Below are 24,474 nucleotides of genomic sequence, written 5' to 3'. Positions count from 1 at the left end.
CCCTATTTCGCTTTATCAGCTAGGCTAATGTCATCATGAGATTTGACATAAAAGTGCATCGTAAAATCACTTAATAGTTTTGAACTCTGCTCGCCAGCTACAATCCCTTGGATCACTGGCCGTTCAAGCAAGTATGATGATTCAACTTGTCTTAACATTTGTGACAAACGGTTGTTAGACTCACTGCGACCTATCACTTTAATCATATTACCTTGCCTATCAAGACTAGTGAGGTAGACCCCAGCGGGCACAACCCGAGCAATTTCATCTATGATTTGTGTCCCTAAGCTGCGATTTAGCTGCAACTCTTCGATTAGTCTAATACGGCGTTGCAAGTTTTCTTTTTGCTTGTTTAGATCATTAATTTCTACAATACGCGTATCCAATAATGATATTTCACTTTCTAGATAACGGTTTTTTATTTCTTGTCCTGTTTTTAAACCATCATAGAAGCTACCGGCTAGATACATAAAAAGTAAACAAGTTGCAATAATCGCCGCAATAATGGTCAAAAAGATCTGCTGAGATGCTTGTCTTTGTTGCTCTCGCCAGGGAAGTAGATTTATATGTGGCATGATGAAAAGCTCCGTAGTGCCAAGCCCGTAGCCAACGCAAATTGAGCCTTGTGCTTTTGTAGAACATGCCTGTCCACTTTAGGTGCGATCTCCATTTCTGTGAATGGATCAGCCACAATCGTGTGGATACCTAACTCATCGATCAATAGTTTATCTAGCCCTTCCACCAGCGCCGTCCCCCCAGTTAACACAATATAATCAATGTGATCTTTACCACTAGTGGTCATAAACATCTGAACTGCGCGACGTATCTGTTGAAGTAATGAGGTTTGAAAAGGGGCCAGAACCTCGAACGTATAGTTAGGAGGCAAATCCCCTGTCGTTTTCGCAAGTTCAGCTTCATCGTATGTCTTATTATAATAAGCCACGATACTATTGGTATACTGTTCTCCGCCAAACACTTGATCTCGGGTATAAATCGTTTTTCCTGATTGAATAACGCTGATGAGCGTAAGTACTGCACCAATGTCTATCATCGCCACGACTTTATCAAAAGCATCGTTTGGTAACTCAGGGTAAATTACATCCATCGCTCGACTCAACGCATAGTTTTCAACGTCCACGACTTTCGCTTTATATCCAGCCTCCTCCAAAGCACCAACTCGTGCCTGCACACTCTCAGTTCGTGCTGCTGATAACAAGACATTTACCTTAGAGGGATCCGCTTCGTTTACACCTATCTTTTCAAAGTCTAGACTTACTTCGTCTAATGGGTATGGAATTAAGCTATCTGCTTCAATTGCTATCTGAGACTCAAGTTCAGCATCAGTTAATGACACGTCCATAAAGATCACTTTGGTAATGACAGTCTGACCAGATACAGCAACTGCAGCAGATTGTGTAAGTTTTGGAATGCGCCGCTTCATTTTAGTGATCGCATTGCCAATAGCCTCAATATCTTGAATGGCTCTTTCATTTACTGCGCCTTTAGGAATAGGCTCAATGGCAACGGCTTCGACACGATAGCTGGAACTGGTTTTAGACAGCAACACCGCTTTGACACAATGAGAACCAATGTCGATCCCAATCATCAGAGGTGCTTGTTTTTTTAGTAGTTTGCTCAGCATGTGAAGCGCTCGTTTCCTTTTCAGTTTGTGTTCTATAAAAATTTAGCACACAAAAATATTAATCGTTTTTTAATCAAGATATACTAGCAGTGTCTACCTGTAATTGGGAGTCTAACTAGGGATAATTCCGTGAAATTATTGAAAAGATTTTTACAATTCGCTTTTGTTTGTACCCTTTTAGGCGTATTGACACTTATCAGCCTTTATTATTATGTCAAATCTGACATACCAAGTGTAGAGGTTTTGAAGGATGTTCAATTACAAACCCCTATGCAAGTCTTCACACGGGACGGCAAATTAATCAATCAATTCGGTGAGAAGCGCAGAATACCTGTACGTCTACAAGATGTTCCTGAACCGATGCGTAACGCTTTTTTGGCCACAGAAGATAACCGTTTTTATGATCATTTCGGAATAGACCCAATAGGAATTGTCAGATCAGCATTAGTACTGATCACAACCGGTCAAAAGAAACAAGGGGCAAGCACATTGACCATGCAACTTGCGAGAAACTTTTTCTTAACACGAGAGAAAGCCTATATTCGTAAAGTTAAGGAAATCTTTATTGCGTTGCATATTGAGCAGTTATTAACAAAAGATGAAATTTTCGAGCTGTATTTGAACAAAATCGAGCTGGGAAATCGTGCTTTTGGTATTGGTGCGGCAGCCCAGGTTTATTATGGCCGCACACTTTCTGAACTAACTCTACCTGAAATGGCCATGATAGCAGGGTTACCCAAAGCACCTTCGGCACTGAACCCCATTCGTAATCCAGAGCGCGCAAAAAGTCGTCGCAATGTTGTACTAGGCCGTATGTTAGCTGAAAAATATATTACCCAAGCAGAATATCATGCAGCGACTCAAGCCCCTATCACGGCAAAATTTCATGGTGCAGAAATCGAGCTGTATGCCCCTTATATTTCAGAGATGGTTCGCGCGTACATGGTAGAGCGCTACGGGACAGACAAAGCCTATAACTCGGGCATGAGAGTGTACACAAGTGTTGAATCAGAAGTACAACTAGCAGCGCAGCATGCGTTAGTCGACAACTTACATGCGTATGACATGCGTCATGGCTTTCGAGGCCCAGAAGCCATTTACTGGAACGCACAGAGTGAATCACCGTTAAGCCATGGAGGAATTGTAAGCCGCCTCAGAAAAGTCAATGAAATCGGATCATTAAAAGCTGCGGTGGTGTTAAGTATTACTGAACAAAGCGCTGAAGTCCTGCTTAAAAGTGGTGAACAAATAACTCTAACATGGCCAGGCTTAAGCTGGGCACGACAATACATCAGCGAGACACGACAAAGTTTACCACCAAAAACGACAGCGGATATTCTTGCACCTGGTATGCAAGTATTTGTGCGCAAGCAAGACAATCTTTGGATGTTAAGTCAGTTGCCTCAAGCTTCCAGTGCGCTTGTATCGCTCGACCCTAATGATGGCCGTGTAAAAGCCATCGTCGGTGGCTATAGTTTTGAACTTAGCCAATACAACCGAGCAACCCAAGCTAAACGACAAGTTGGCTCAAATATTAAACCTTTTATCTACTCGTCAGCATTAGAGCAGGGCTACACTCTTGCTACTATTATCAATGATGCGCCAATTAACCATTGGGATAAGAGTGTTGGTGTCGCGTGGAGACCAAAAAATAGCCCAGAGGTCTACAATGGACCTATTCGGATCCGCCGTGCTTTGGCTCAATCCAAAAACGTTGTCTCGGTGCGTCTCATCAAAGGTGTTGGGATCAATACGGCCGCAGACCATCTACTCAAATTTGGGTTTCAAGATGCTGATATTAATCGTAGCGAGTCGTTAGCGCTCGGCAGCGCAGCACTCACTCCCATTGAAATGGCAAGAGGAATGGCAACTTTTGCTAACGGTGGGCATCTGATTGAACCGTATTTTATTGATAAGATCACAGATTCATTTGGAACTGAATTAGGCTCTGCAGTACCACTGATTGTTTGTGATGAGCAACAACTAGAAGAGCAGCCTGAGCGCTGTGCGCCACAAATTATTTCTGAACAAAATGCTTTTTTGATTGCCGATGCCTTACACAGTGCAATTTGGGGCGGTGGTAGCTGGAAACACAAGACCGGATGGAGTGGTACAGGTTGGCGTGGTCAATGGCTAAAGCGCCGTGATCTCGCAGGCAAAACAGGTACAACGAATGACTCAGTTGATACATGGTTTACCGGCTTTAATCGAAATGTTCTCACCACAGTATGGGTTGGCTTTGATGATGCTAGCAAATCACTAGGTCGCGCTGCGTATAATGCTAATCTGGGTAAAAACCAGCTCGTTGGTGCCGAAGCAGGGGCGATTTCAGCGCAACCAGCTTGGATAGACTTTATGCGCGAAGCACTCAAAGATGAACCTTTAGCACCAATAGAGCCGCCACCGGGTCTTATTTCAACCCGCATTGATTTAAAAACTGGACTTTTGTCTCGCAAGAACGATCATACCTCTCGCTTTGAGTATTTCGAGCAAGGTACAGCTCCCACTAAGTACGTGTTAGATACTGATAGCAGCACACCATTTGACAATAGTGCGCCGCTACCAACACACGAAGAATTGTTCTAAACAAAAAATGCCGATGCCTGTATCGGCATTTTTGTTAGTAGTTAAGACCAGGATACAGAGTGGACTGACGGATTACATTTAGAACCAACTATCTTAATCAATTGGTCTATTATAAGACGAGAAAATAGACCACTTAATTAAGCAAATTGGTATAACTAGCTGAAGTTCAGGTTATTTCAAATTTTGCGTCAACCAGAACAAATCTGAATGGATCCCAGCAGCGGTCACTTCTTTACCGGCACCAGGGCCTTGGATCACCAGCGGGTTTTGCTCATACCATTTTGTGTGGATCACAAAAATATTGTCACCGGGCGTTAAATTAGCAATGGCGGCACCATTGGGTACATGTGCAATCCCAACTTTTGCACAGACATGACCATTGTTCGCAATTTCCAGCGCCCCGGTGTAACGTAGTACAGCGTCATTTTCACGGGCTTTGGCGTCGTGTTCAGCGTAAAAGTCGTCAAGCTGTTGGCGATTTTCCAAAAATTGTAACCACGAGCCTTGCGCCAGATTATCTGGCATTAATGGTTCTAGTTCAATCTCATCTAACTCAAGTTCAATACCCAACTCTCTTGCCAAAATTAGCAACTTTCTCTGCATATCACGACCAGACAGGTCTTCTCTTGGATCAGGTTCGGTAAACCCAAGCGCTTGTGCGCCCAGTACTAACTCAGAAAAAGCCTCAGAGCCGTCATAACGACTGCACAGCCAAGATAGAGTACCAGAGAAAACCCCCTCGATTCTCACAATTTCGTCGCCGCTATTTTGCAGATCCGCTAAGGCAAAGTTAACAGGCAACCCAGCTCCAACACTGGTGTTATAACGCCATAATAAGTTACGTTCTTGCAGTTTTTGCCGTAGTTGTGTGTACCAGTTGTGCTTCGCTGTACCAGCGTATTTATTGGCGCTGATCAGATGACAGTCATGTTCTACAAACTGTGGATATAATGCACTAAAGCACTCGCTTGCGGTAATATCAATAATTACTTTATGTTCGTAATCAAGCTCTTTGATGCGAGTAAATAATTCAGCTTCGTTATATTCTATGGCTTCATTTTGCCATTGCTGCTGCCATTGGGCTAAGTTTAATCCGCTTGGACAAAACAACATTTGTTTTGAGCGCAACAATCCTACCAACTTCAGATCAAAGTGCTCACTCAGTTTGTCAAACTGATCTTTACACTGCTCAATAAAAACCTCACCCACATTGCCAACACCTGCAACGATGACCGCGAGCTCTCTGCCTTTATTGACAAGCCGTTCATGTAATACTGCCAAAACATCACTATCAATAGACTGATCAGTCAGCACTAAACTATAGTTTTGTGCTTGTAATACAAAACGGGTCACTATCGCATTGTCGTCTAGCAATTCTAAAGCTTGCAGATGTAACCCTGCGATATCTTGGCTTGGCGCAACGACAGCAAAGCCTTGCACTTGTGATTCAATGATATTTGCACGAGGCTCTAAGGCATTGATAACCAGATGGCTAAACTCGGATGGCACCAATAAATGCGCCTCTCCACCTTTGATAAAATGATGAATACTATGCTGTATTAGTTGGCTAAGCTGTTTTACTTCACCACTATTTAATTTTTCAACACGCAGTAAATCTAGTTGTCCAAAAGTAGTGATAAAGCGCTTCTCTTTACTATAACCTGCTTTAACAATTTCAGTGCCTAGTGCGTCTGAGTCAAAACTACTTCGCACTTGTAGTTTTATATCAGTACCTTTCAAGGGAGAGAGTGTTTTTGCATGCAGGACAGGGTTCCCCAAACGTGCTAATAATTCAGCCTGACTTCGACATACTTTAGCGTATTTTATTGCACTACTGACTTTACGTGGATCGGTACTAAATACGCCTGTGGTATCTGTCCAAATCGATACCTGAGTGGCATCAATATAATTGGCCAGTAAAGTCGCACTGTAATCGCTTCCATTGCGCCCCAAAGTCACAGTTTCACCTTGACTATCTGCTGCAATAAAGCCGGTAACAATATGCACAGCATTGTCACCAATTGCGCTGTAACACACCTCTTTATTCAACGCATGTAATAATACACCATCCTGTTGCACAAATAGTTTTCTAGCGTCAATATCCCGAGCTTCAATACCTTGTGAGCTTAAGTAATTGGCTAGGACACGAGCCGACCACAACTCCCCATGCGCCAGTAGACTGGCATAGTGAAGTGTGCGTGCTTCACGCGCTTGCGCAAGGGCCTGCAATTCGTTCACGAGCTGCTTGAGCAAAGCAGCATGCCTATCGCCGGTAAACAACGCATCTATTAATTCACGTTGATGGTTTTCAACTTGTAACAAGACGTCGTTAAAAGCGCGCACATCTTGCTGCTCAAAACTCTGCCATAGCTTCACCAAAGTATTGGTTGTTTTTCCCGCAGCTGAAACCACTACGCTATCACCTAACTGACACTGCTCTAATATTATCTTAGCAACAGCCTGATAGCGCTCTGCAGAGCTTAAACTAGAACCACCAAACTTATGTACTACTTTTGCCATTTACTCACCACAACGCAACGGTATGTGCAGGCGTAAGCTTAAATGACTTCGCGTCATCACTTGCCTGGCTGTCATCAATACTGGAAAATCCGGCTTCAAGATCTGCGATTAAGTCTTGCACATCTTCAATGCCCACTGAAATGCGAATTAAGGTATCGCCAACCCCAGCTTCGAGACGTGCCTGAGGTTCCATTCCTGCGTGTGTCATGGTCGCAGGATGGCAGATTAAACTTTCAACTCCACCTAGTGATTCGGCGAGCGAGAACTGCTTTAACGAAGTTAAAAATTTAGCCGATGTCTGTAGATCACCCTTAATATCAAAGCTCACCATACCACCAAAGCCTAGTTGTTGTTTTTTTGCTAGCTCATGCTGTGGATGCGACTTGAGACCGGGATAGTATACTTGACTCACATACGGCGACTTCTCTAAGTATTCAGCAATCTGTTGCGCATTCTCTTGATGTTGGCGTAAGCGTACGTTAAGTGTGCGCAGTCCACGCAATGTCAGATAACTATCAAAAGGCGCGCCCGTAATACCAATGTTATTTGCCCACCAAGCCAACTCATCTCCTAGCTCTTGCGTGCGCGCTATCACTGCACCACCTACCACATCGGAGTGACCGTTAATATATTTAGTGGTTGAGTGAACAACAATATCGACTCCAAAAGCGATAGGGTTTTGTAATGCTGGTGACAAGAAGGTATTGTCTGCCGCAACTAAAGCACCGACCGCATGCGCAGCGGTTACAACTGCTTCAATATCGGTTAATCGTAAAATTGGATTACTTGGTGTTTCTATCCACACAAGTTTAGGCTGGATTTTTTCTAGTTTCTCAAGGCTTTCTGGCTGGGTTAAATCCACTACTTCTACTTTGAGTAGCCCACGCTTTGCCAATGACGTAAATAAACGATAACTGCCACCATAGCAATCGTGGGGGATCACTAAAGTGTCGTCATGGTTTAATAATTGAGTTACTAGGTGAATAGCCGACATACCTGTTGCGGTAATAATGCCACGTTGACCTCCTTCAAGTTCGGTTAACGCTTGTGCCAACACATCACGATTAAAGTTACCACTGCGGCCATAGTCATAATCACGCTTGGTATCAAAATCTGCAAATGAATAGGTCGTCGACAGATAAAGGGGCGGAACCACTGCACCATGTGCTTTATCAGCTTCTATACCGTGACGCACTGCAACCGTCGATTTGTTAATTTGACTCATAGGGTCACCTAGATAGTTGGATGTTTAGACGTCTAAAAGGTTAGAGCAACGACAACTAGAAGTCAAAACATTTATACTGCTAAATGGCTAAATAACTAGTATTTGACTATCTTTTTTAAACCGATAAAATTTCGCCACTTAAGGCGTTGCTAATACGACTGAGTTATTGAAAACTATGGCAGAGATCTATAGTTCTCGCCATAGCGGATTAATTTGCTCAACTATTCAAGTTCAGGTTTTATCTTTACTCTTTAAAGATTTCCCTGCTCCACCTGCTTAGCTGAACAATATCAATCAGAACCCAGTCATATTGGCATTGATGTAACTGAGGCAAGTACACAATTATGGCAAAATGGAATGGTGAGTATATTCACCCATATGCAGAACACGGTAAAAAAGCAGAGCAAGTAAAAAAAATCACAGTGAGTATCCCTTTGAACGTGCTCAAAGTACTTACTGATGAACGTACACGTCGTCAAGTAAATAACTTGCGCCATGCAACAAACAGCGAGCTATTATGTGAAGCCTTTTTACATGCTTTCACGGGTCAACCACTTCCAAGTGATGAAGACCTGAGAAAAGACAACCCAGAACGTATTCCGTTAGAAGTAAGACAAATAATGGAAGAGCGTGGTTTAGAGATCCCTGAAATAAACGAAGAATAATACCAATTTTCTTAATTAAGTGGTTTATTTTGAGGCGAGAAAATCTTGTCGATAACTAGGCAAAAATTTTGCTATTTAGTTGTTCTAAATGAGAAATCTTTAACGCTGTTAGCGTCAGATTTACTCCTTCAAATTGAGCAAGTATTAAGTCAAATTGGTATAATATCGACTCTTCATTTTTCACGGAAATAAAGACACAAAAAAGCCTCAATCGAGGCTTTTTTCATACTTAAGCTGGAATCGCTACAAGCAGTTATTTCTTAATACAAGGCAAATTTGTGCGTCAATAGCTGGCCTATTACAAACAAATTTACCGAAAGAGTAAGGGATAACAACTGCTAGAGAACAAATTATTATCCCAGTTTAGGTTATTTTATTCCATATAACCCAAGGGCATCTCGATTTGCGCTACGCCAGATTCAACCGCAGCAGTAGCAACCGCTTTTGCTATTCGAGGTAACAAGCGAGGATCCATCGGTTTAGGGATAATGTATTGCGGACCAAACTCAAGGCTGTCGACATCAGCTGCTTTTAACACCTCTGCAGGTACTGGCTCTTTTGCAATACTTCTAATAGCCTCAACTGCCGCAATCTTCATTTCGTCATTGATCGCTGTAGCACGTACATCTAGTGCACCACGGAAGATGAACGGAAAACATAGCACATTGTTCACTTGGTTTGGATAATCAGAACGACCTGTTGCCATAATCAAATCATCACGAGCACCATGTGCAACATCGGGGCTGATCTCAGGATCTGGGTTCGAACATGCAAATACAACTGGCTTATCAGCCATTAATTTTAAATCTTCAGCAGATAGAAGATCTGGGCCTGAAACGCCAACAAATACGTCAGCCTCTGCAATCACATCCTGTAACGTGCGCTTATCCGTATTATTTGCAAACAGCTCTTTGTATTCGTTAAGATCGTCACGACGAGTATGGATCACGCCTTTTCTGTCTAGCATATAAATATGCTCTCTTTGTGCACCACATTTTATAAGTAGCTCCATACACGCTATTGCAGCGGCACCAGCTCCTAAACACACGATGATCGCATCATGAATATCTTTACCTTGGATCTCAAGTGCATTGAGCATACCAGCCGCAGTCACAATTGCAGTACCGTGTTGATCATCATGGAAAACGGGTATATCACAGCGTTCAATAAGCGCGCGCTCAATTTCAAAGCACTCAGGCGCTTTGATATCTTCAAGGTTAATCCCGCCAAAAGTATCTGCAATATTCGCTACTGTATTGATGAAGTCTTCAGTGGTGTTATGTTTAACTTCAATATCAATCGAGTCCAGTCCAGCAAAGCGTTTAAATAACAGAGCCTTACCTTCCATAACTGGTTTCGAAGCCAAAGGACCTAAATTACCTAGTCCTAAAATAGCAGTACCATTACTGATCACAGCTACCATGTTCCCTTTACCTGTATAACGATAGGCATTCGCAGGATCTGCCGCGATTTCACGTACTGGCTCGGCAACACCAGGGCTGTATGCGAGTGCTAGGTCTTTTACGGTCTCGGCAGGCTTAGTCAGCTCTACGCTGATTTTACCTGGAACGGGCTTCTCGTGATAATCTAGAGCTTGTTGACGAAAATCTGTCATGGCGCGATATTTTCCTACGAAGTTAATGTGAGAGTGTGCTAAACATTCGCATTCTGAGTGTCGGTTGCTTCCATATTTACAACCACAAACAGTGCGATTAACTATATGAGCGACGACATAAAAGTACTCAAAAGCACAGTGCTTTAAGCAGATGTCAATAGGACATATAGGTAATCGACCGTCATCACACAATACCGAGTTTTCTTCATTATTCAAGTAAAATCAGGTCTATCCACTTACACGGTATTTATTCGTATTTTCTTCGACGTTCTCTTCAATTTTAAGAAAAATTTCACAATTTAGACCTGCAAAAGTAAGCAAGTAAGTGGTTAAAGACAAGTCAAAGTGATGAAAAATAGCACTAGCGTAAAATACCATGACTAAAGAGCAATATTTATAATTATTACTAAATTTAACTGCACAATTGAGACATTTAGAAGCACAAAGCACGATTTACCACTACGAAGCATAGTGTCTAGTAATATAATTAAATATATTCGTTTTCTGCCTAGGCACAACTTAAGCTCATTAATAGCCAATATTAACATGCGAAATAGAGCTATTACTCTATTCTAGGTTACAGTAAAGATTTGCTGCCAAATCAGTTGATTTTAAGATTTAAAAGGCGGGGGTGTACCAAGCACAAGCAATCAAACACTGCCTATTTGTATACATTATTATAATTGCTATTGAACCGTAGGCACAAAAAAAGCACCCTAGGGTGCTTTTTTCGACTAGACCAGCAAGATTACTTCTTGCTGCTAAGTGCACCGAAACGCTTGTTGAAGCGATCAACACGGCCACCTGTATCAAGGATCTTCTGCTTACCTGTATAGAACGGGTGACACGCAGAACATACGTCTAGGTGAATATCTTTACAAAGCGTTGAACGAGTTTCGAACTTGTTACCGCAAGAGCACGATGCTGTGATCGTCTCGTAATTAGGGTGAATACCTTCTTTCATAGCAACCTCTAGTTAAGGCCGTATCGCTCTCCAAACCCGAAGTCTGGCACCATACGTAGTTATACAAAATTGTGGAGGCGTATTTTAGTGGTTAACTGGACAATCTACAAGCAATATTTCAGAGTTTTTTATCGTCATTGCTGGGGCTGTTTTCCAATACCATAATCTTAGGTATATACTTCGAGCCTGCGCTCACTTTATGGGATTGAAATATATGCTCATTCTTGAAGTAGCTTTGAAGCTACCATTACACCGCACATTCGATTATTTGCTACCAGCAACGATGCACGTTGTAACTGGGATGAGAGTAACAGTTAATTTTTCTAACCGTCGCTGTACTGCTATCGCACTCAATATAAAAGAGCGCACTGATGTGCCACAAGAGAAACTTAAACAGGTTATCGCAGTACTCGACGAACAGCCTGTTTTAAATCAGGCACAATTACATTTTTTGCATTTTGTCTCACAGTACTATTGCCATCCGATTGGTGATACATTATTCACAGCACTCCCTGCCGTGTTAAGAGATGGTGGCCACCCAGATAAAACCCAGATCCCTGTGGTAAGATTAACGGAAAAAGGGCAAACACTCCCTACACTACGCGCCAAAAAACAACAAGCTTTGCTTTCTCAGTTATATGAAGGTGGCGCAATAAAGTTAAGCGAACTCAAGGCACTTGGGTTTGCGAGTCAAACCATCAAAGCGCTCGAGACCAAAGCACTAATAGTACAGTCTATTGAACATGACAGCGACTGGGCACAAAACGAATTGCACCTAGGTGACAAGCCACGCCTAAACGATCAACAGGCTACCATTTGCAGTGCAATTAATGCACAAGTTGGCTACCGGACTTTCTTAATAGAAGGGGTAACGGGCAGCGGGAAAACCGAAGTGTATTTGCAAAGTCTTGAAAATATACTTAAGGCTGGAAAACAAGCGCTGGTATTGGTCCCAGAAATTGGCCTCACACCGCAAACCGTTAACCGTTTTAAGAAGCGTTTTACTGATCTTCCTATCGATCTATGGCACTCCAATTTAACCGATAACGAACGTCTACATACGTGGCGACGCGCCGAAAAGGGATTAAGCGCATTAGTAATCGGCACTCGTTCAGCCATTTTCTTACCGTTTAAGAGTCTTGGTATGATCATCGTTGATGAAGAACATGACAACTCTTTTAAACAACAAGAAGGTCTTCGTTACCACGCCAGAGATCTCGCTGCATTTCGTGCTCACCAAATAAACTGCCCTCTGCTTTTAGGAACAGCAACGCCCGCATTGGAAACGCTACACAAAGCCATTAATAACAAATATCAATTGGTGACGCTAAGTAAACGCGCACAAACTCAACATGATAACCAGTTTCACCTAGTCGATATGAAAGGTCAACCAGAGCAAGGCGGGTTTTCACCAATGAGTTTACATTGGATAGAAAAAACACTTAACCGCGCAAAGCAAGTGATGGTGTTTTTAAATCGACGCGGCTTCGCCCCAACATTAATGTGTCATGAGTGTGGATGGCTTAACACCTGCAAACACTGCTCCACCAGCGCCACATATCATAAAAATATGAATCGCTTGGTATGTCATCACTGCGGTGAACAAGATTTTGTGCCAAGGCAATGCCCTGACTGTGGTAGTACTCAAATTATGCCTACTGGGCTAGGTACTGAGCAGCTAGAAAGCTTTTTAACCGAACGCTTTGCGGATATTCCCGTCACTCGGATTGATCGCGATTCGACACGCCGCAAAGGTAGCCTTGAAAGTGCACTAGAAGACATAAACCAAGGAGGGGCACGTATATTAGTTGGCACGCAAATGCTAGCCAAAGGGCACCACTTTGCCGATGTCAGCCTTGTCGTGATCTTAGATGTAGATTCTGGTTTGTATTCTTGTGATTTCAGAGCGACTGAGCAGATGGCTCAATTAATCACGCAAGTTGCAGGACGTGCAGGTCGAGCCGGTGAAGCAGGAACCGTGCTACTACAAACCCATTTTCCAGAGCACCCACTATTACAAGATTTAATCAACAATGGTTACGGTGACTTTGCAAGATATGCACTAAAAGAGCGTGAAGAAGCCATGCTCCCTCCTTTTGCACACCTGGCTATCATTCGCGCCGAAGCCACAAACATCAACACTGTGTTGCAGTTTTTATCAGATTTGGTTCCAGCTACCCCCTATCCTGGTATACAATTGCTAGGTCCAATTCCTGCGCCGCTTGAAAGAATTGCAGGAAAGTTCAGGTATCAGTTACATATACACGCACAACAACGCACTGTGCTTCGCAACTATCTTTCGCAACTTGCGCGCTATATTTCAACGCACGAGTCTGCCAACCGAGTTCGCTGGAGCATAGATGTAGATCCAATGGATAGCTATTAGAAACCAATGACTCATGGCACAGCACGATTACATCAATAAAAAACCCAAAGGGAAAGGCAAAACAAAACCCGAGAAAACCACAAAATTTCCTGTTGTAGCAACTATCGCTGCATTACTGTTAATTGGTGGTTTTGCTTATGGTCTATGGTTTATCAAGACCAATGCGGATCCTAAAGAAGTAGAGCAAGCTAAAAATCCACACCCTGCTCAAGAGCAAACCGTGGTTAAACCAAAACCGCGCCCACCTGAGTTCATCGAAGAAATCAAAAATCATGAAATCAAGGTAGAAGTCAAAGAAATCGAAAGTAAAGGCCCCTATCAAATGCAATGCGGGTCATTTAAGACCCATGCTCAAGCTGAAGCAATGAAGGCTAAAGTGGCATTTGCGGGTCTAATCGCTGAGATCCGCCGTACCGAAGGCAGCAATGGTGTGTGGTATCGCGTTCGTTTAGGGCCTTATGATACTAAGCGTTTGGCTGAAAGTGACAAAAACAAGCTACAGCGAGTCGGGATATTTGGCTGTGGGATTTGGGGCTGGACTTGATTTTTATCAGTCTACCCATATTTCTTACTAATCTTGAGTTACACGGGTACAAACCCGGATAAGGATTACTATGACTACCATCGTTAGCGTTCGTCGAGATGACAAAGTGGTTATCGGCGGTGATGGCCAAGTTTCACTTGGTAACACAGTTATGAAGGGCAACGCGCGTAAAGTACGCCGCCTATACAATGGTAAGGTACTAGCTGGTTTCGCTGGCGGTACAGCAGACGCATTTACATTATTTGAACGCTTTGAAGCTAAGCTTGAGATGCACCAAGGCCATCTCACCAAAGCAGCCGTAGAAATGGCAAAAGATTGGCGCACAGATAGAGCACTGAGAAAGCTTGAAGCTTTGCTTGCAGTAGCCGATGAAACCGCCTCACTTATCATCACTGGTAACGGTGATGTTGTCCAGCCTGAGCATGACCTTATTGCTATCGGCAGTGGTGGTAATTTCGCACAAGCGGCAGCAACTGCACTAATTGAGAATACAGACTTGAGTGCGAAAGAGATCGTAGAAAAGAGCCTAAAGATTGCAGGCGACATCTGCGTATTTACTAATAATTTCCAAACTATCGAAGAATTGTAATAGGACTCGTCATGACAGCTATGACTCCAAGAGAGATTGTGCACGAGCTTGATCAACATATTATTGGTCAGGATAAAGCTAAAAAAGCCGTTGCGATTGCACTACGTAACCGCTGGCGTCGTATGCAGCTTGATGAAGAGTTGCGTGCAGAAGTTACACCAAAAAATATTCTGATGATTGGCCCAACCGGTGTTGGTAAGACTGAAATCGCCCGCCGTTTAGCAAAGCTGGCAAATGCACCATTTATTAAAGTCGAGGCCACCAAATTCACTGAAGTGGGCTATGTTGGTAAAGAAGTTGAAACCATCATTCGTGACTTGGTTGAAGTGTCTTTTAAACTGACCCGTGAACAGCAAACCAAAAAGTTTAAGTTTCGCGCAGAAGAAGCAGCAGAAGAGCGTATTTTAGATGCACTTTTACCACCTGCAAAAGATGCCTGGGGTGAGTCTCAACCAAATGAAAACTCATCGACACGTCAAGTATTTCGCAAGAAACTACGCGAAGGACAGTTAGATGATAAAGAGATTGAGATAGACATCGCTGAAACGGCTCCTCACGTTGAAATTATGTCACCTCCTGGTATGGAAGAGATGACCAATCAGCTACAGAGCATGTTCCAAAATATGTCAGGTGATAAGAAAAAGAGCCGCAAGCTAAAAATCAAAGAAGCACTTAAGCTACTAATTGAAGAAGAAGCTGCAAAGCTGGTTAATCCAGAGGAGCTTAAAGAGCAAGCTATTGAATCGGTTGAACAAAACGGTATCGTGTTTATTGATGAAATCGATAAGATTTGTAAGCGCGGAGAGTCTTCAGGGCCTGATGTTAGCCGTGAAGGTGTACAACGTGACTTGCTACCACTTATCGAAGGTTCTACGGTTAATACAAAGCACGGTATGGTAAAAACTGACCATATTTTGTTTATCGCATCAGGTGCTTTCCAAATGGCTAAGCCGTCGGACTTAATCCCTGAACTACAAGGTCGTTTACCCATTCGCGTTGAGCTAGAAGCGCTTACTGCTGGTGACTTCAAACGTATTCTAACTGAGCCAAATGCTTCTCTTACAGAGCAGCAACAGGCACTACTTAAAACTGAAGACGTTACTATCGACTTTACCGATGATGCCATCACCAAACTGGCTGAAGCTGCATATCAGGTCAACGAGAAAACTGAAAACATCGGTGCACGTCGCCTTCACACTGTGATGGAAAAGCTGATGGAAGAGATTTCATTCGATGCCAGTGAAAAGGCCGGTGACACCTTAACGATTGATGCTGCTTATGTTGAACAACATTTAGATATGCTTGTTCAAGACGAAGACCTAAGCCGCTTCATCTTGTAAAAGAAAGTCAAAAAGGCGGAGCAAAGCTCCGCTTTTTTATGAATAAAGACAAGTTAAGTTATACCGATTATCTTAATTGATTGGCCTATTTTGAGGCGAGAAAACCTTCTCAATAACTAGGGAGAATTTCTCTATTTAGTCTGAGGCTTGGATAGGGAGTGTTTCAACTCATTGTTGCTAAAGCACAACTTAGTTTTTCCCTTGTCTACCCAGAAAGTTTTAGGGAAAACACCGTTTCCGCGTCCTGCTCTCACTAAGGTATCTACATCCTGTAGGCAAGGCATGGCTATTGGAAGTGAATTCAACGTAGTTAGCGTCAGATTTACGCCTTCACATTAAACAAGTATTAAGTAAATTGGTAGCAGCTATTTTGGTTCAGGAATGGCTGTATAATGCACTACCCTTCATATTGCTTGAAGAGTTAATTTCATTGGTATGGAACAGTATGTATCAGGTAACTAAACTTCACTATCACACGCTAAGCAAAGTACTCGACGTTTATTTTGAGGACGGCAGCTACTACTGCCTAAAAGCCGAATACTTACGAACACATTCCCCATCTGCAGAAGTTCAAGGGCACACTCCTGCACAAAAACAGTTGGTACTAAACAAACAAAGTGTGAGCATCAAAGCGATTGAGCCCATTGGCCATTATGCCGCACGGCTTATTTTTGATGATGGTCATGAATCAGGGCTCTTTAGTTGGCAATACCTACATACCATAGCCACACAACACGATAAATTATGGCAGGAATACTTGGATGCGGTAGAAAAGCATCACGCCAAAAAGGACAGCGTACCTATCAAGTTTGTGCCTTAATCAAACTTCCATAACAATGCCTGCAGCTCATGGTACTGAGTAAAGTCTTCTGAAATACAATGTACGTCTCCATATTTTGATTACAGACGTATACAACTTCTTGCTTTACCCTAGCATATTGCCTCGCAATATCTGAAAATGTAATTAACCTGAGGTTTGGATAAGGAATGCTCTAGCTCTTTGTTGTTAAAGTACAGCTTAACTTACCACCTTGTCTAGCTAGAGAGTTTTAGTGGAAACACCGCTTCCGCGTCCAGCTCTCGCTATGGTACCTCATCCTGTAGACGAGGCGAATTTACGCACCAGTAGGTGCCTATTGGAAGTGAGCTCAACGCAGTTAACGCTAAAACTGGCTGCTAAAAAGGCATTAATTATCCGCAGTTCAGGTTATACCTTAGAGTCAAAAACAAAAATCCCCACTATCAATCAGTGGGGATTTGGTATAAATAAGCAGTGGTTTCAGCGTTTATACTGTGTACTTCGCAACCGCCTCATGTAACACGCGCGCTTGCTCTGCCACTTCTTCACTACTTTGTGCATTAGAATGTGCATGCTCAGAAGCGCTCTGTGCAATATCTCTAATTTTAACGACATTCTTATTCACTTCAGAAGCAACTTGATTTTGTTCATCAATAGCAGTGGCGATATGCGTACTCATTTCCATGATCGTTTGCACATCTTGCGTGATCATACTAAGTAGCTCGCCGGCCTTTTCAGCTTGAGAAACACTCTCATTACCCTGTTCACGGCACTGATCCATGATGTTAACTACCTCTCGTGTGCGCTGCTGCAACGTGGAGATAATACTTTCAATCTCTTGTGTTGAATCTTGGGTACGCTGAGCAAGAGAGCGAACTTCATCTGCAACAACCGCAAAGCCTCGGCCCTGCTCGCCAGCTCGCGCAGCCTCAATGGCAGCATTGAGTGCAAGTAAATTAGTTTGTTCGGCAATACCACGAATAACATCCAGTACTGAGCCAATAGTCTCACCATCACGCTCAAGTTGAGCAACAACGCTTGAAGCCCCCCCGAGTGACTCAGATAACTGCATAATATGCTCAATTGTAGCAGTCACTTCACGACGGCCTTGCTGGGCATTTTCGTTTGTGGTTTCTGCTTTATGTGCAGCCTCACCTGTATTATGAGAGATATCTTGAATTGTCGCTTGCATTTCAGTTGCTGCGGTTGCCACCATATCAGCTTCATGAAGTTGCTCAGACATACCAGCGCTGGTCTGTGCCGTCGTCTCGGTGAGGTGATTGGTGGCTTCATTTATTGTCGCCAACGCACCGTTTACATCCGCGATTAAATGTCTAAAGTCCGTTATTAAGCTATTGAAGTCTCGCGTCATAATTGTGATTTCATCGTTACCACTTTGCTCGATCTGCAAACTTAAATTATTATCACGACGGATCCGCTCAATCGTCTGATACACCCGTTCAACTGGTTGAATGATGGAGCGGCTGGTTGAAAGCACCAATGTCATTACAATGATACTGGCAACTATAAACACACCTATCGCAACCATTTGTGTTTGATCGACGTTTTCCTTAATCGCGCTTTTGGCTTGCTCCACCACAGCATTCACAATCGCATCGCTTCTCTCAACGATTGCCTTCATCTTCCCTAATGCCCCACTATCCAGATCTAAACCAAGCCTTTCTTGAGCTGCGACTAAACCTGCAAATTTAACTTGATAAGTATTAAGGAGAGTAAGTAGCTGAGATTGATATTGCGAGCTAAAGCCAGCTGCACGGATCTCTTTAGCAAACTGGGTGACTAGGTCATTAAATCGTGTCAAATATTTCGTGTCGAGGCGAAGCATAAAATCTTTTTCGGCTCTGCGAAGTTGCAGCATAGTCGCAAGCAACTGATAATTTTGCTGCTCTTTTAGCAAAGTTTCGACTTCATGCACTGCTCCCCTAAGCTCACCATATAGCGCATCTTTTGGGTGCAAACCTATCGTTCTTTGAAGCTCTACAACCTTTTGAAAGTCGGTAAAGTAACTTTTCGTAATCGCCTCAAGCTGATTGGTTTCACTTAAATCAATACCAAACTCAGTAAAAGTAGTTTGAAGTAAATCAAGTTTTGTCTGTAGTAGGCGATATTCTGCCTCAAACTTTTCTAGCGCTTCTTCCTCTTTATAGAACAGGAAGTTTTTCTCATGCTTACGCATTGCTAATTCATGAATTTCGAGCTCTTCTGCATATTGAATTGACTCATTCAATTTGAGCATAGTTCGAGCTTCGAACATGATCATAAATAACATTACGATTAAGGCCATCCCTACCACTAATGCATTCAATTGCAAACGACGTCTGATAGTTAGATTTTCTAATACCGCCATTGGCTTACCTACAATATGAAATGATCACAGTCAGTATAGTTGAAGCCGAAACGGATTACCTCATTCTAATTAGTTATTCTGGGCTGATATTACAAAATAATATATTCAAGCCACCTTTTTAAACATTAAATTAACATCGCGCCATAAATGCTGATGTAGCGATGCGACGTCATGCCATTGTCCTTTTACCAACCACTCAACTAGGAAGTGAGGATCTGATGGAAAGAAAATCGAATGCTCCATTGATGAGTTCAGCCATTCTTCCAAGGCGCCAGCATTTAAATAATTCATCACTTGCGCCAACCCAAGCGAGGCTAAAGTCTGGGCATTATTTTGTTGTTCAAACTGCCCTTCTAGCGGTTTTAATAATAGTTTTTTGCCTAACTTTAACGCTTCACTTGAAAGTTCAAATCCGGCATTCGCAATCACGCCGCTGGTATTTTTTAAGTCTTGAATAAACCCCGCTCTACTTGGCTTTCTAAGGTGAATATGCTGCCGTGAGCTATTTTGGGCTTCTGGGTGATAACAATAAAACTCTTTGTCAGGGAAGTCTTTTAGCAATTCAATCACACTTTCAAGCGCTTCAAATGGAAGGTAAACTAGTACTTTATTGGCGATTGATGCACATTGCTCTTGCTCTGCTTCGTACGGAATGAAGGGAGGAATAATGTGCTTATCAAAAGGCTGCCAATGTACTCCTAAATGGATATCAGCAGGTGCAAAATAGCGGATCAACGCACGGTGCCAAGGTTGAATAGCGAATTGTGGCACCGCACTATATAGATAAGAAGCTTGATGACTCATCGCAAGAACAGGTACTTTTGCCATTTTTCCAGCCCAAGCACTCACTGGCTCAAAGTCATTAAAAATGAGGTCATACCCTGACACATCAAGCTGCTTAACATCACGAATAAACTCTCCAAATTTAAGCGATTGCAATGTTTTTAAACGATTCAGTTGGCCATGCTCAGTCACAAACGATAAACCACGACAGCTACGGTATTCTCCAAAGTCATGCATATCGAAATAGTTCTTCGACGGGCGACCGGTAAAAAAGTAGTCCACTGACACACCCATGTCGCGAAAGCAATTCGCCATCACCCGTGCTCGAGTGGTATGGCCATTACCTGTTCCTTGAACACCATATAGTATTTTCATAAACTTCCTAACATCAAAATCGCTACACTTGCACATGCAATGCCCATTATGGCACCAAGTACGACATCAAGCGGGTAATGCACGCCAACAATCACTCGTGACAAAGACACTCCGGTTGCCCATATCATTAACGGAAAAGTAGCCAGAGGAAGATGTTCTATTAGACAAGTCGCATATAGCCAAGCACCTGCACTGTGCCCTGATGGCAAGCTAAACTTATCGCTTGGTGTGAGTAATGCTTTTACTGCATAGCAATCACAGGGGCGCAGTCGAGCAAAGCGATTTTTAAAATAAAAGTAAAGCGGTCTCTCTATTACAAAAGCCACCATTACCGTTAGCGCAAACTGCTGACCCAGGGGCTCTAAAAAGAGCGCACATGCAATCGCCACCAACACATACAGCCCACCATTACCACTTTTCGATAAGCCTAATGCTATTAACCTAAACCAATTTCTCGGTTTTGGGCAAAACACCACAAAATAAAGTGCAGTGTCTAACTCTGCTAATTTTGCCTTCATTACTTGGGTCACGCTTAATTGCTCACAATATCAGCATAGAAGAGCAAAATAACAAATCGGTGACACTTTTAAGACACAAATATGTAAGTTGAATCAAAGCATTGCTAAGCACAAGTATGAGAGTATACTGGGTAATGATAATCAATATTCGAGGATCCAATATGGAATACAGCACTTCTGATCTTTGCGACCACTTTGCCGATGTGGTGGACGTGCTAGAGCCTATGTTCATCAACTTTGGCGGCCAAATATCATTTTGTGGTCGAATCACTACCGTCAAATGTTTTGAGAATAACGAGCAAATCCAAGATGTGCTGCAACAAGATGGCACAGGTCGCGTTTTACTCGTTGACGGTGGCGGCTCTACCAGACGCGCCTTAATTGATATTGATTTAGCAGAGCTCGCTGTTGAGAATAATTGGCAAGGTATTATTGTCTATGGTGCTGTTCGCCATGTCGATGAATTAGAAGAGAGCGATATTGGCATTCAAGCGATCGCATCTATTCCAGTGGCAGCAGACAGTAGTGGCAGTGGTGAAGTCGGGATCCCTGTAAACTTTGCTGGTGTTTCGTTTTATGAAGATGACTTCGTCTATGCCGACTCGACAGGCATCATCATCTCAGCAGAAGAGCTGGTCTTAGAAGACGAAAACGAAATAGATTAAACATCAGAAGAATAAGTCATGAATACTGCAGTTCGTATATATGATGAAAGCCATATCTCACAATTTGTAAAAGCCAGAGCTGGGGAAACGCGCCTTTGGCAAAATATCAGCTTTTTACAATGTGAGCATGATTATGCAGCATCACTAAAAGATGCTGCACAATTTGGGATCCGCTACGTATTGCTCGGTATTCCCGAAGACATTGGCCCTCGAGCTAATTGCGGTTTAGGTGGCGCGGCACTTGGCTGGCAGGCGTTCCTCCAACGTTTTCTCAACCAACCTAATAACCAATTTCTTGGTGGCGATAAAATTCTTCTACTCGGTGAAGTGAATATAGAAGAAATACAAGCAGCCTCTTGCGAGTTAAGTAATCAAGATACTGAACAGCTAGATAGATTAAGACAGTTGTGCTCAGAGGTCGACAAGCAAGTGATTAGCGCACTGACTCCGATTTTTGCAGCCGGTTTGGAGCCTATAATCATAGGTGGTGGCCACAACAACGCTTATGGTATTTTACAGGCATATCACGGTGCAACTCAACAAGCGGCGTGCGCTATTAACTTTGATCCTCACGCCGATTTTAGAGCATGTGAGGGAAGGCATAGCGGAAATGGCTTTAACTATGCGTACCAAGCAGGCAGTTTATCTAGTTATCATGTTATCGGCTTGCATGAGCATAAAAATAATCAAACGATTTTGGAGCAGTTAGGTAAAGCTGGGTTTGGTTTTTCGAGCTATCAAGCAATAAAAACACGGCGAACTTTGAGCTTGCCTGAGGCGCTAGACAAAGCACTCGCACAACTTCCTCATCATGCCCCTCTGGGTGTCGAGTTAGATGTCGATGCAATTATTGAAATGCCAGCTAGTGCACTTACTTATCAAGGCTTTACCTGTGATGATGCAGAGTATTTTGTCTACCGTTTAGCTCAGCATCCGAATACAAAGTACGTCCACCTCTGTGAAGCAGCACCGGCCCAGCATCCACTTGGAGAGCGTACTGGGTTAGCGCATTGTGGCCAAGTGTTAACTAGTCTTGCTAACGCCTACATCAGCACGCGACACACGTAATACCAATTAGCTGAAGCAAGTAAATTGGTATTACAGGTTTTGCTTCAGCCAACTAATCAATACATTACTATTTTGTGGTCTAGAAAAGTAAAAACCTTGAGCTGCGATTGTTCCGATGCTCTTAACAAACTCTAGCTGCCCCGCAGATTCAATCCCCTCACCGATGACTAAACAGTCTTTTTCTTGGTGCATTTCAACAATTCCCTTTACCAAAGATTTTGTATGTCCCATCGACTCAGGATCCTGAGTCATGCTTCGAGAGAGTTTCACATAATCAAATCGTAATGCGGGTACCTTAGCCAAAACAAGCGGAGCATCCCCGAAGCTATCAACACACATTTTTACGCCAAGGTTTTTCAACCTACTGATCATCGCAATCTCTTGCTCATTTAACTCAGCAAGCATATTCGCTGGGCATTCAATAATAATAGCCCCTGGACTTAACTGATGATGTAGCAAGGTATAATCAATAAATTCGATAAAACTTTCACTTAACAGCTCAGCACCAAAAACGTTAATACTGATCGGTACAGCGATCCCTTCCATCTTGAGCGCCAATGCTATCTCGCATGCTCGCTCCAATACATATTGAGCGACAGGAATGGCAAGCCCGACTAAACGAATATCATCAATAAACTCATGTGCACTTAAGATCCCTTGTTTGGGATGTTGCCAGCGCAGTAACAACTCAACAAACTCGATCCCATTATCTTCATGGCGAATAACTGGATGAAAATAAAGCTCAAACTCAGATCTAAAATTGATCTTAGCAAGCTCCGATAACCTAACTTGTTGCTCAAGGCGATGGATCTGCATGCGTTGTTGATAAGGCACTACCTGTTGAAGGCTTTGTTGGTGGGTTGCAATTTGGGAATCGAGTGCCAAAAATACACAGGAGATCAAATTCTCTAATTGACCCATTTCCTCATCACAATTGACATAGCTTGCTCTCATTGTGATTTCTAAAGTACAACTACCAACATTAAATGGCTTTAAGGTGCTGTTTGCGATTTCTTCGATAAGCTGCTCGTGTAAATGATTGCCGTGTTGCAAAGAGCATACAAACGCAAAGTTGAGACCGCCCAAATGTGCCATTTTAGCCGTTTCATTACCATGAGTGATCGCCATCACGTCGCCGGACTGCAAACATTGAGCAACACGGTTCGCTGACTGAGCTAAAAGCAGATCGCCAAACTCACGACCTAAGTGAAAGTTAACCTGTTCAAAGCCCATCAGTCGAACTAGTACAAGCATGCAAGAATGGCCATTCGTTTGCCTGTATTCATTAAACGCACGCTTAAAACTTTGTCTTCCTGGCAACCCTAAGCTTTCATGCTCAATGTCATCGCTATCCTCCTCCTCCCGATTTAGCATCTCTGTTTGTTGATATGTCTGATAAATCAGCAGCAAAACGTACATAACAACAATAGCAATAGCACTATATTGAGCAGCACTAACCCACACATATTCAGACACAACCCATGTAATAAGCGCAATGATAGCCGTCATACTAATTAATAGCATGCCGCTTCTGTGAGTTTGTAAGCCTTCGAACAAATATAAGAGCAATACCAAAGTCAGCAGGTATAAAAAAGTGGTGTCACCAGTCAGGGCCAGTAACACAGCAACAATCGCGCTTGTCACATGCGCGATTTTTAGCGTTGCGCTGGAGCGCGTGAGTAATAGAGCAAGTGCTCCCATTAGCACTGCGCCAACGATCCCCGCCGTCAATGGCGTAATGAGTAGCACGATTCCTTCAGACAGCAATATTTCTGTGACACTGCCATTTGCTGTTGAAATTGAGAGCATAATTAACTGCTTA

The 24,474-nt window shown here is 42.9% G+C and carries 19 protein-coding genes; 9 read left to right on the top strand and 10 right to left on the bottom strand.

Features of this window, described 5'->3' with window-relative positions; all coding sequences use genetic code 11:
• Window positions 1–2 precede the first annotated feature (2 nt).
• Together J8Z24_RS02070 and J8Z24_RS02065 are read right to left on the bottom strand one after the other, a co-directional pair.
• On the bottom strand, window positions 3–575 hold the full coding sequence (locus J8Z24_RS02070; RefSeq protein ID WP_125252295.1) for a PilN domain-containing protein: 573 nt from the start codon (window positions 573–575) through the stop codon (window positions 3–5).
• Complete coding sequence (locus J8Z24_RS02065) at window positions 563–1,642, bottom strand: pilus assembly protein PilM (RefSeq protein WP_125252296.1); 1,080 nt, start codon at window positions 1,640–1,642, stop codon at window positions 563–565. The genes J8Z24_RS02070 and J8Z24_RS02065 overlap by 13 nt, the downstream gene beginning before the upstream one ends.
• Before the next feature lie 129 nt (window positions 1,643–1,771).
• Between J8Z24_RS02065 and J8Z24_RS02060 the strand changes: the two genes are divergently transcribed.
• Complete coding sequence (locus J8Z24_RS02060; RefSeq protein ID WP_252095179.1) at window positions 1,772–4,228, top strand: penicillin-binding protein 1A; 2,457 nt, start codon at window positions 1,772–1,774, stop codon at window positions 4,226–4,228.
• A 171-nt stretch (window positions 4,229–4,399) separates the two neighbouring features.
• On the opposite strand, the gene metL is transcribed toward J8Z24_RS02060, so the two are convergent.
• Both metL and metB read right to left on the bottom strand, forming a co-directional pair.
• Window positions 4,400–6,748 carry a bifunctional aspartate kinase/homoserine dehydrogenase II gene (gene metL / locus J8Z24_RS02055; RefSeq protein ID WP_252095178.1) on the bottom strand — a complete coding sequence of 783 codons (2,349 nt, stop codon included), beginning with the start codon at window positions 6,746–6,748 and terminating at the stop codon, window positions 4,400–4,402.
• A gap of 4 nt (window positions 6,749–6,752) precedes the next feature.
• A complete protein-coding gene (gene metB / locus J8Z24_RS02050; protein ID WP_147389375.1) occupies window positions 6,753–7,973 on the bottom strand; it encodes a cystathionine gamma-synthase in 1,221 nt (406 codons plus the stop codon).
• A gap of 344 nt (window positions 7,974–8,317) precedes the next feature.
• Here metB and metJ point away from each other — a divergent pair, with 344 nt between their 5' ends.
• Window positions 8,318–8,638, top strand: coding sequence for a met regulon transcriptional regulator MetJ (gene metJ, locus J8Z24_RS02045; protein WP_010368921.1), 321 nt, complete (start codon window positions 8,318–8,320; stop codon window positions 8,636–8,638).
• A gap of 373 nt (window positions 8,639–9,011) precedes the next feature.
• Here the strand turns inward: metJ and J8Z24_RS02040 are convergent, their stop codons facing one another.
• Window positions 9,012–10,253, bottom strand: coding sequence for a malic enzyme-like NAD(P)-binding protein (locus J8Z24_RS02040; RefSeq protein WP_125252319.1), 1,242 nt, complete (start codon window positions 10,251–10,253; stop codon window positions 9,012–9,014).
• Between the two features lie 748 nt (window positions 10,254–11,001).
• Window positions 11,002–11,217 (bottom strand): 50S ribosomal protein L31, encoded by a 216-nt coding sequence (gene rpmE, locus J8Z24_RS02035; RefSeq protein ID WP_010607053.1) that lies wholly within the window; start codon window positions 11,215–11,217, stop codon window positions 11,002–11,004.
• 214 nt (window positions 11,218–11,431) lie between these two features.
• Here rpmE and priA point away from each other — a divergent pair, with 214 nt between their 5' ends.
• The 5 genes from priA (at window position 11,432) to J8Z24_RS02010 (ending at window position 16,896) form a co-directional block, all read left to right on the top strand.
• Window positions 11,432–13,603: a primosomal protein N' gene (gene priA / locus J8Z24_RS02030; protein ID WP_176032449.1), complete on the top strand. Its 2,172-nt coding sequence runs from the start codon at window positions 11,432–11,434 to the stop codon at window positions 13,601–13,603.
• Between the two features lie 13 nt (window positions 13,604–13,616).
• Window positions 13,617–14,147, top strand: a complete 531-nt coding sequence (locus J8Z24_RS02025) for an SPOR domain-containing protein (protein WP_128731805.1) — start codon at window positions 13,617–13,619, stop codon at window positions 14,145–14,147.
• A gap of 70 nt (window positions 14,148–14,217) precedes the next feature.
• Entirely contained in the window at window positions 14,218–14,736 is a 519-nt protein-coding gene (gene hslV, locus J8Z24_RS02020; RefSeq protein ID WP_125252302.1) for an ATP-dependent protease subunit HslV, read from the top strand.
• An 11-nt stretch (window positions 14,737–14,747) separates the two neighbouring features.
• Window positions 14,748–16,076, top strand: a complete 1,329-nt coding sequence (gene hslU, locus J8Z24_RS02015) for an ATP-dependent protease ATPase subunit HslU (protein WP_125252303.1) — start codon at window positions 14,748–14,750, stop codon at window positions 16,074–16,076.
• 445 nt (window positions 16,077–16,521) lie between these two features.
• Window positions 16,522–16,896: a gamma-butyrobetaine hydroxylase family protein gene (locus J8Z24_RS02010; RefSeq protein ID WP_147390275.1), complete on the top strand. Its 375-nt coding sequence runs from the start codon at window positions 16,522–16,524 to the stop codon at window positions 16,894–16,896.
• Window positions 16,897–17,362: 466 nt separating this feature from the next.
• Here the strand turns inward: J8Z24_RS02010 and J8Z24_RS02005 are convergent, their stop codons facing one another.
• The 3 genes from J8Z24_RS02005 to J8Z24_RS01995 all read right to left on the bottom strand — a co-directional run bounded on the left by J8Z24_RS02005 (window position 17,363) and on the right by J8Z24_RS01995 (window position 20,919).
• Complete coding sequence (locus J8Z24_RS02005; protein ID WP_125252305.1) at window positions 17,363–19,243, bottom strand: methyl-accepting chemotaxis protein; 1,881 nt, start codon at window positions 19,241–19,243, stop codon at window positions 17,363–17,365.
• A gap of 105 nt (window positions 19,244–19,348) precedes the next feature.
• Complete coding sequence (locus J8Z24_RS02000; RefSeq protein WP_147390277.1) at window positions 19,349–20,401, bottom strand: MJ1255/VC2487 family glycosyltransferase; 1,053 nt, start codon at window positions 20,399–20,401, stop codon at window positions 19,349–19,351.
• Window positions 20,398–20,919 (bottom strand): phosphatase PAP2 family protein, encoded by a 522-nt coding sequence (locus tag J8Z24_RS01995; RefSeq protein WP_125252321.1) that lies wholly within the window; start codon window positions 20,917–20,919, stop codon window positions 20,398–20,400. Before J8Z24_RS01995 ends, J8Z24_RS02000 begins: the two co-directional genes overlap by 4 nt.
• 161 nt (window positions 20,920–21,080) lie before the next feature.
• Here J8Z24_RS01995 and rraA point away from each other — a divergent pair, with 161 nt between their 5' ends.
• Entirely contained in the window at window positions 21,081–21,584 is a 504-nt protein-coding gene (gene rraA / locus J8Z24_RS01990) for a ribonuclease E activity regulator RraA (RefSeq protein ID WP_252095177.1), read from the top strand.
• Window positions 21,585–21,602: 18 nt separating this feature from the next.
• Window positions 21,603–22,652, top strand: coding sequence for a formimidoylglutamase (locus J8Z24_RS01985; protein WP_176032450.1), 1,050 nt, complete (start codon window positions 21,603–21,605; stop codon window positions 22,650–22,652).
• Window positions 22,653–22,682: 30 nt separating this feature from the next.
• On the opposite strand, the gene J8Z24_RS01980 is transcribed toward J8Z24_RS01985, so the two are convergent.
• Window positions 22,683–24,461, bottom strand: coding sequence for an EAL domain-containing protein (locus J8Z24_RS01980; RefSeq protein WP_252095176.1), 1,779 nt, complete (start codon window positions 24,459–24,461; stop codon window positions 22,683–22,685).
• Window positions 24,462–24,474: the final 13 nt, after the last annotated feature.

This window comes from Pseudoalteromonas sp. SCSIO 43201, from assembly GCF_023716725.1.
In the GTDB taxonomy this organism is placed as follows: Bacteria; Pseudomonadota; Gammaproteobacteria; order Enterobacterales; family Alteromonadaceae; genus Pseudoalteromonas; species Pseudoalteromonas peptidolytica.
Note: the sequence above shows the minus strand (reverse complement) of the source record. Positions and strands in the feature narration are given on the sequence as shown.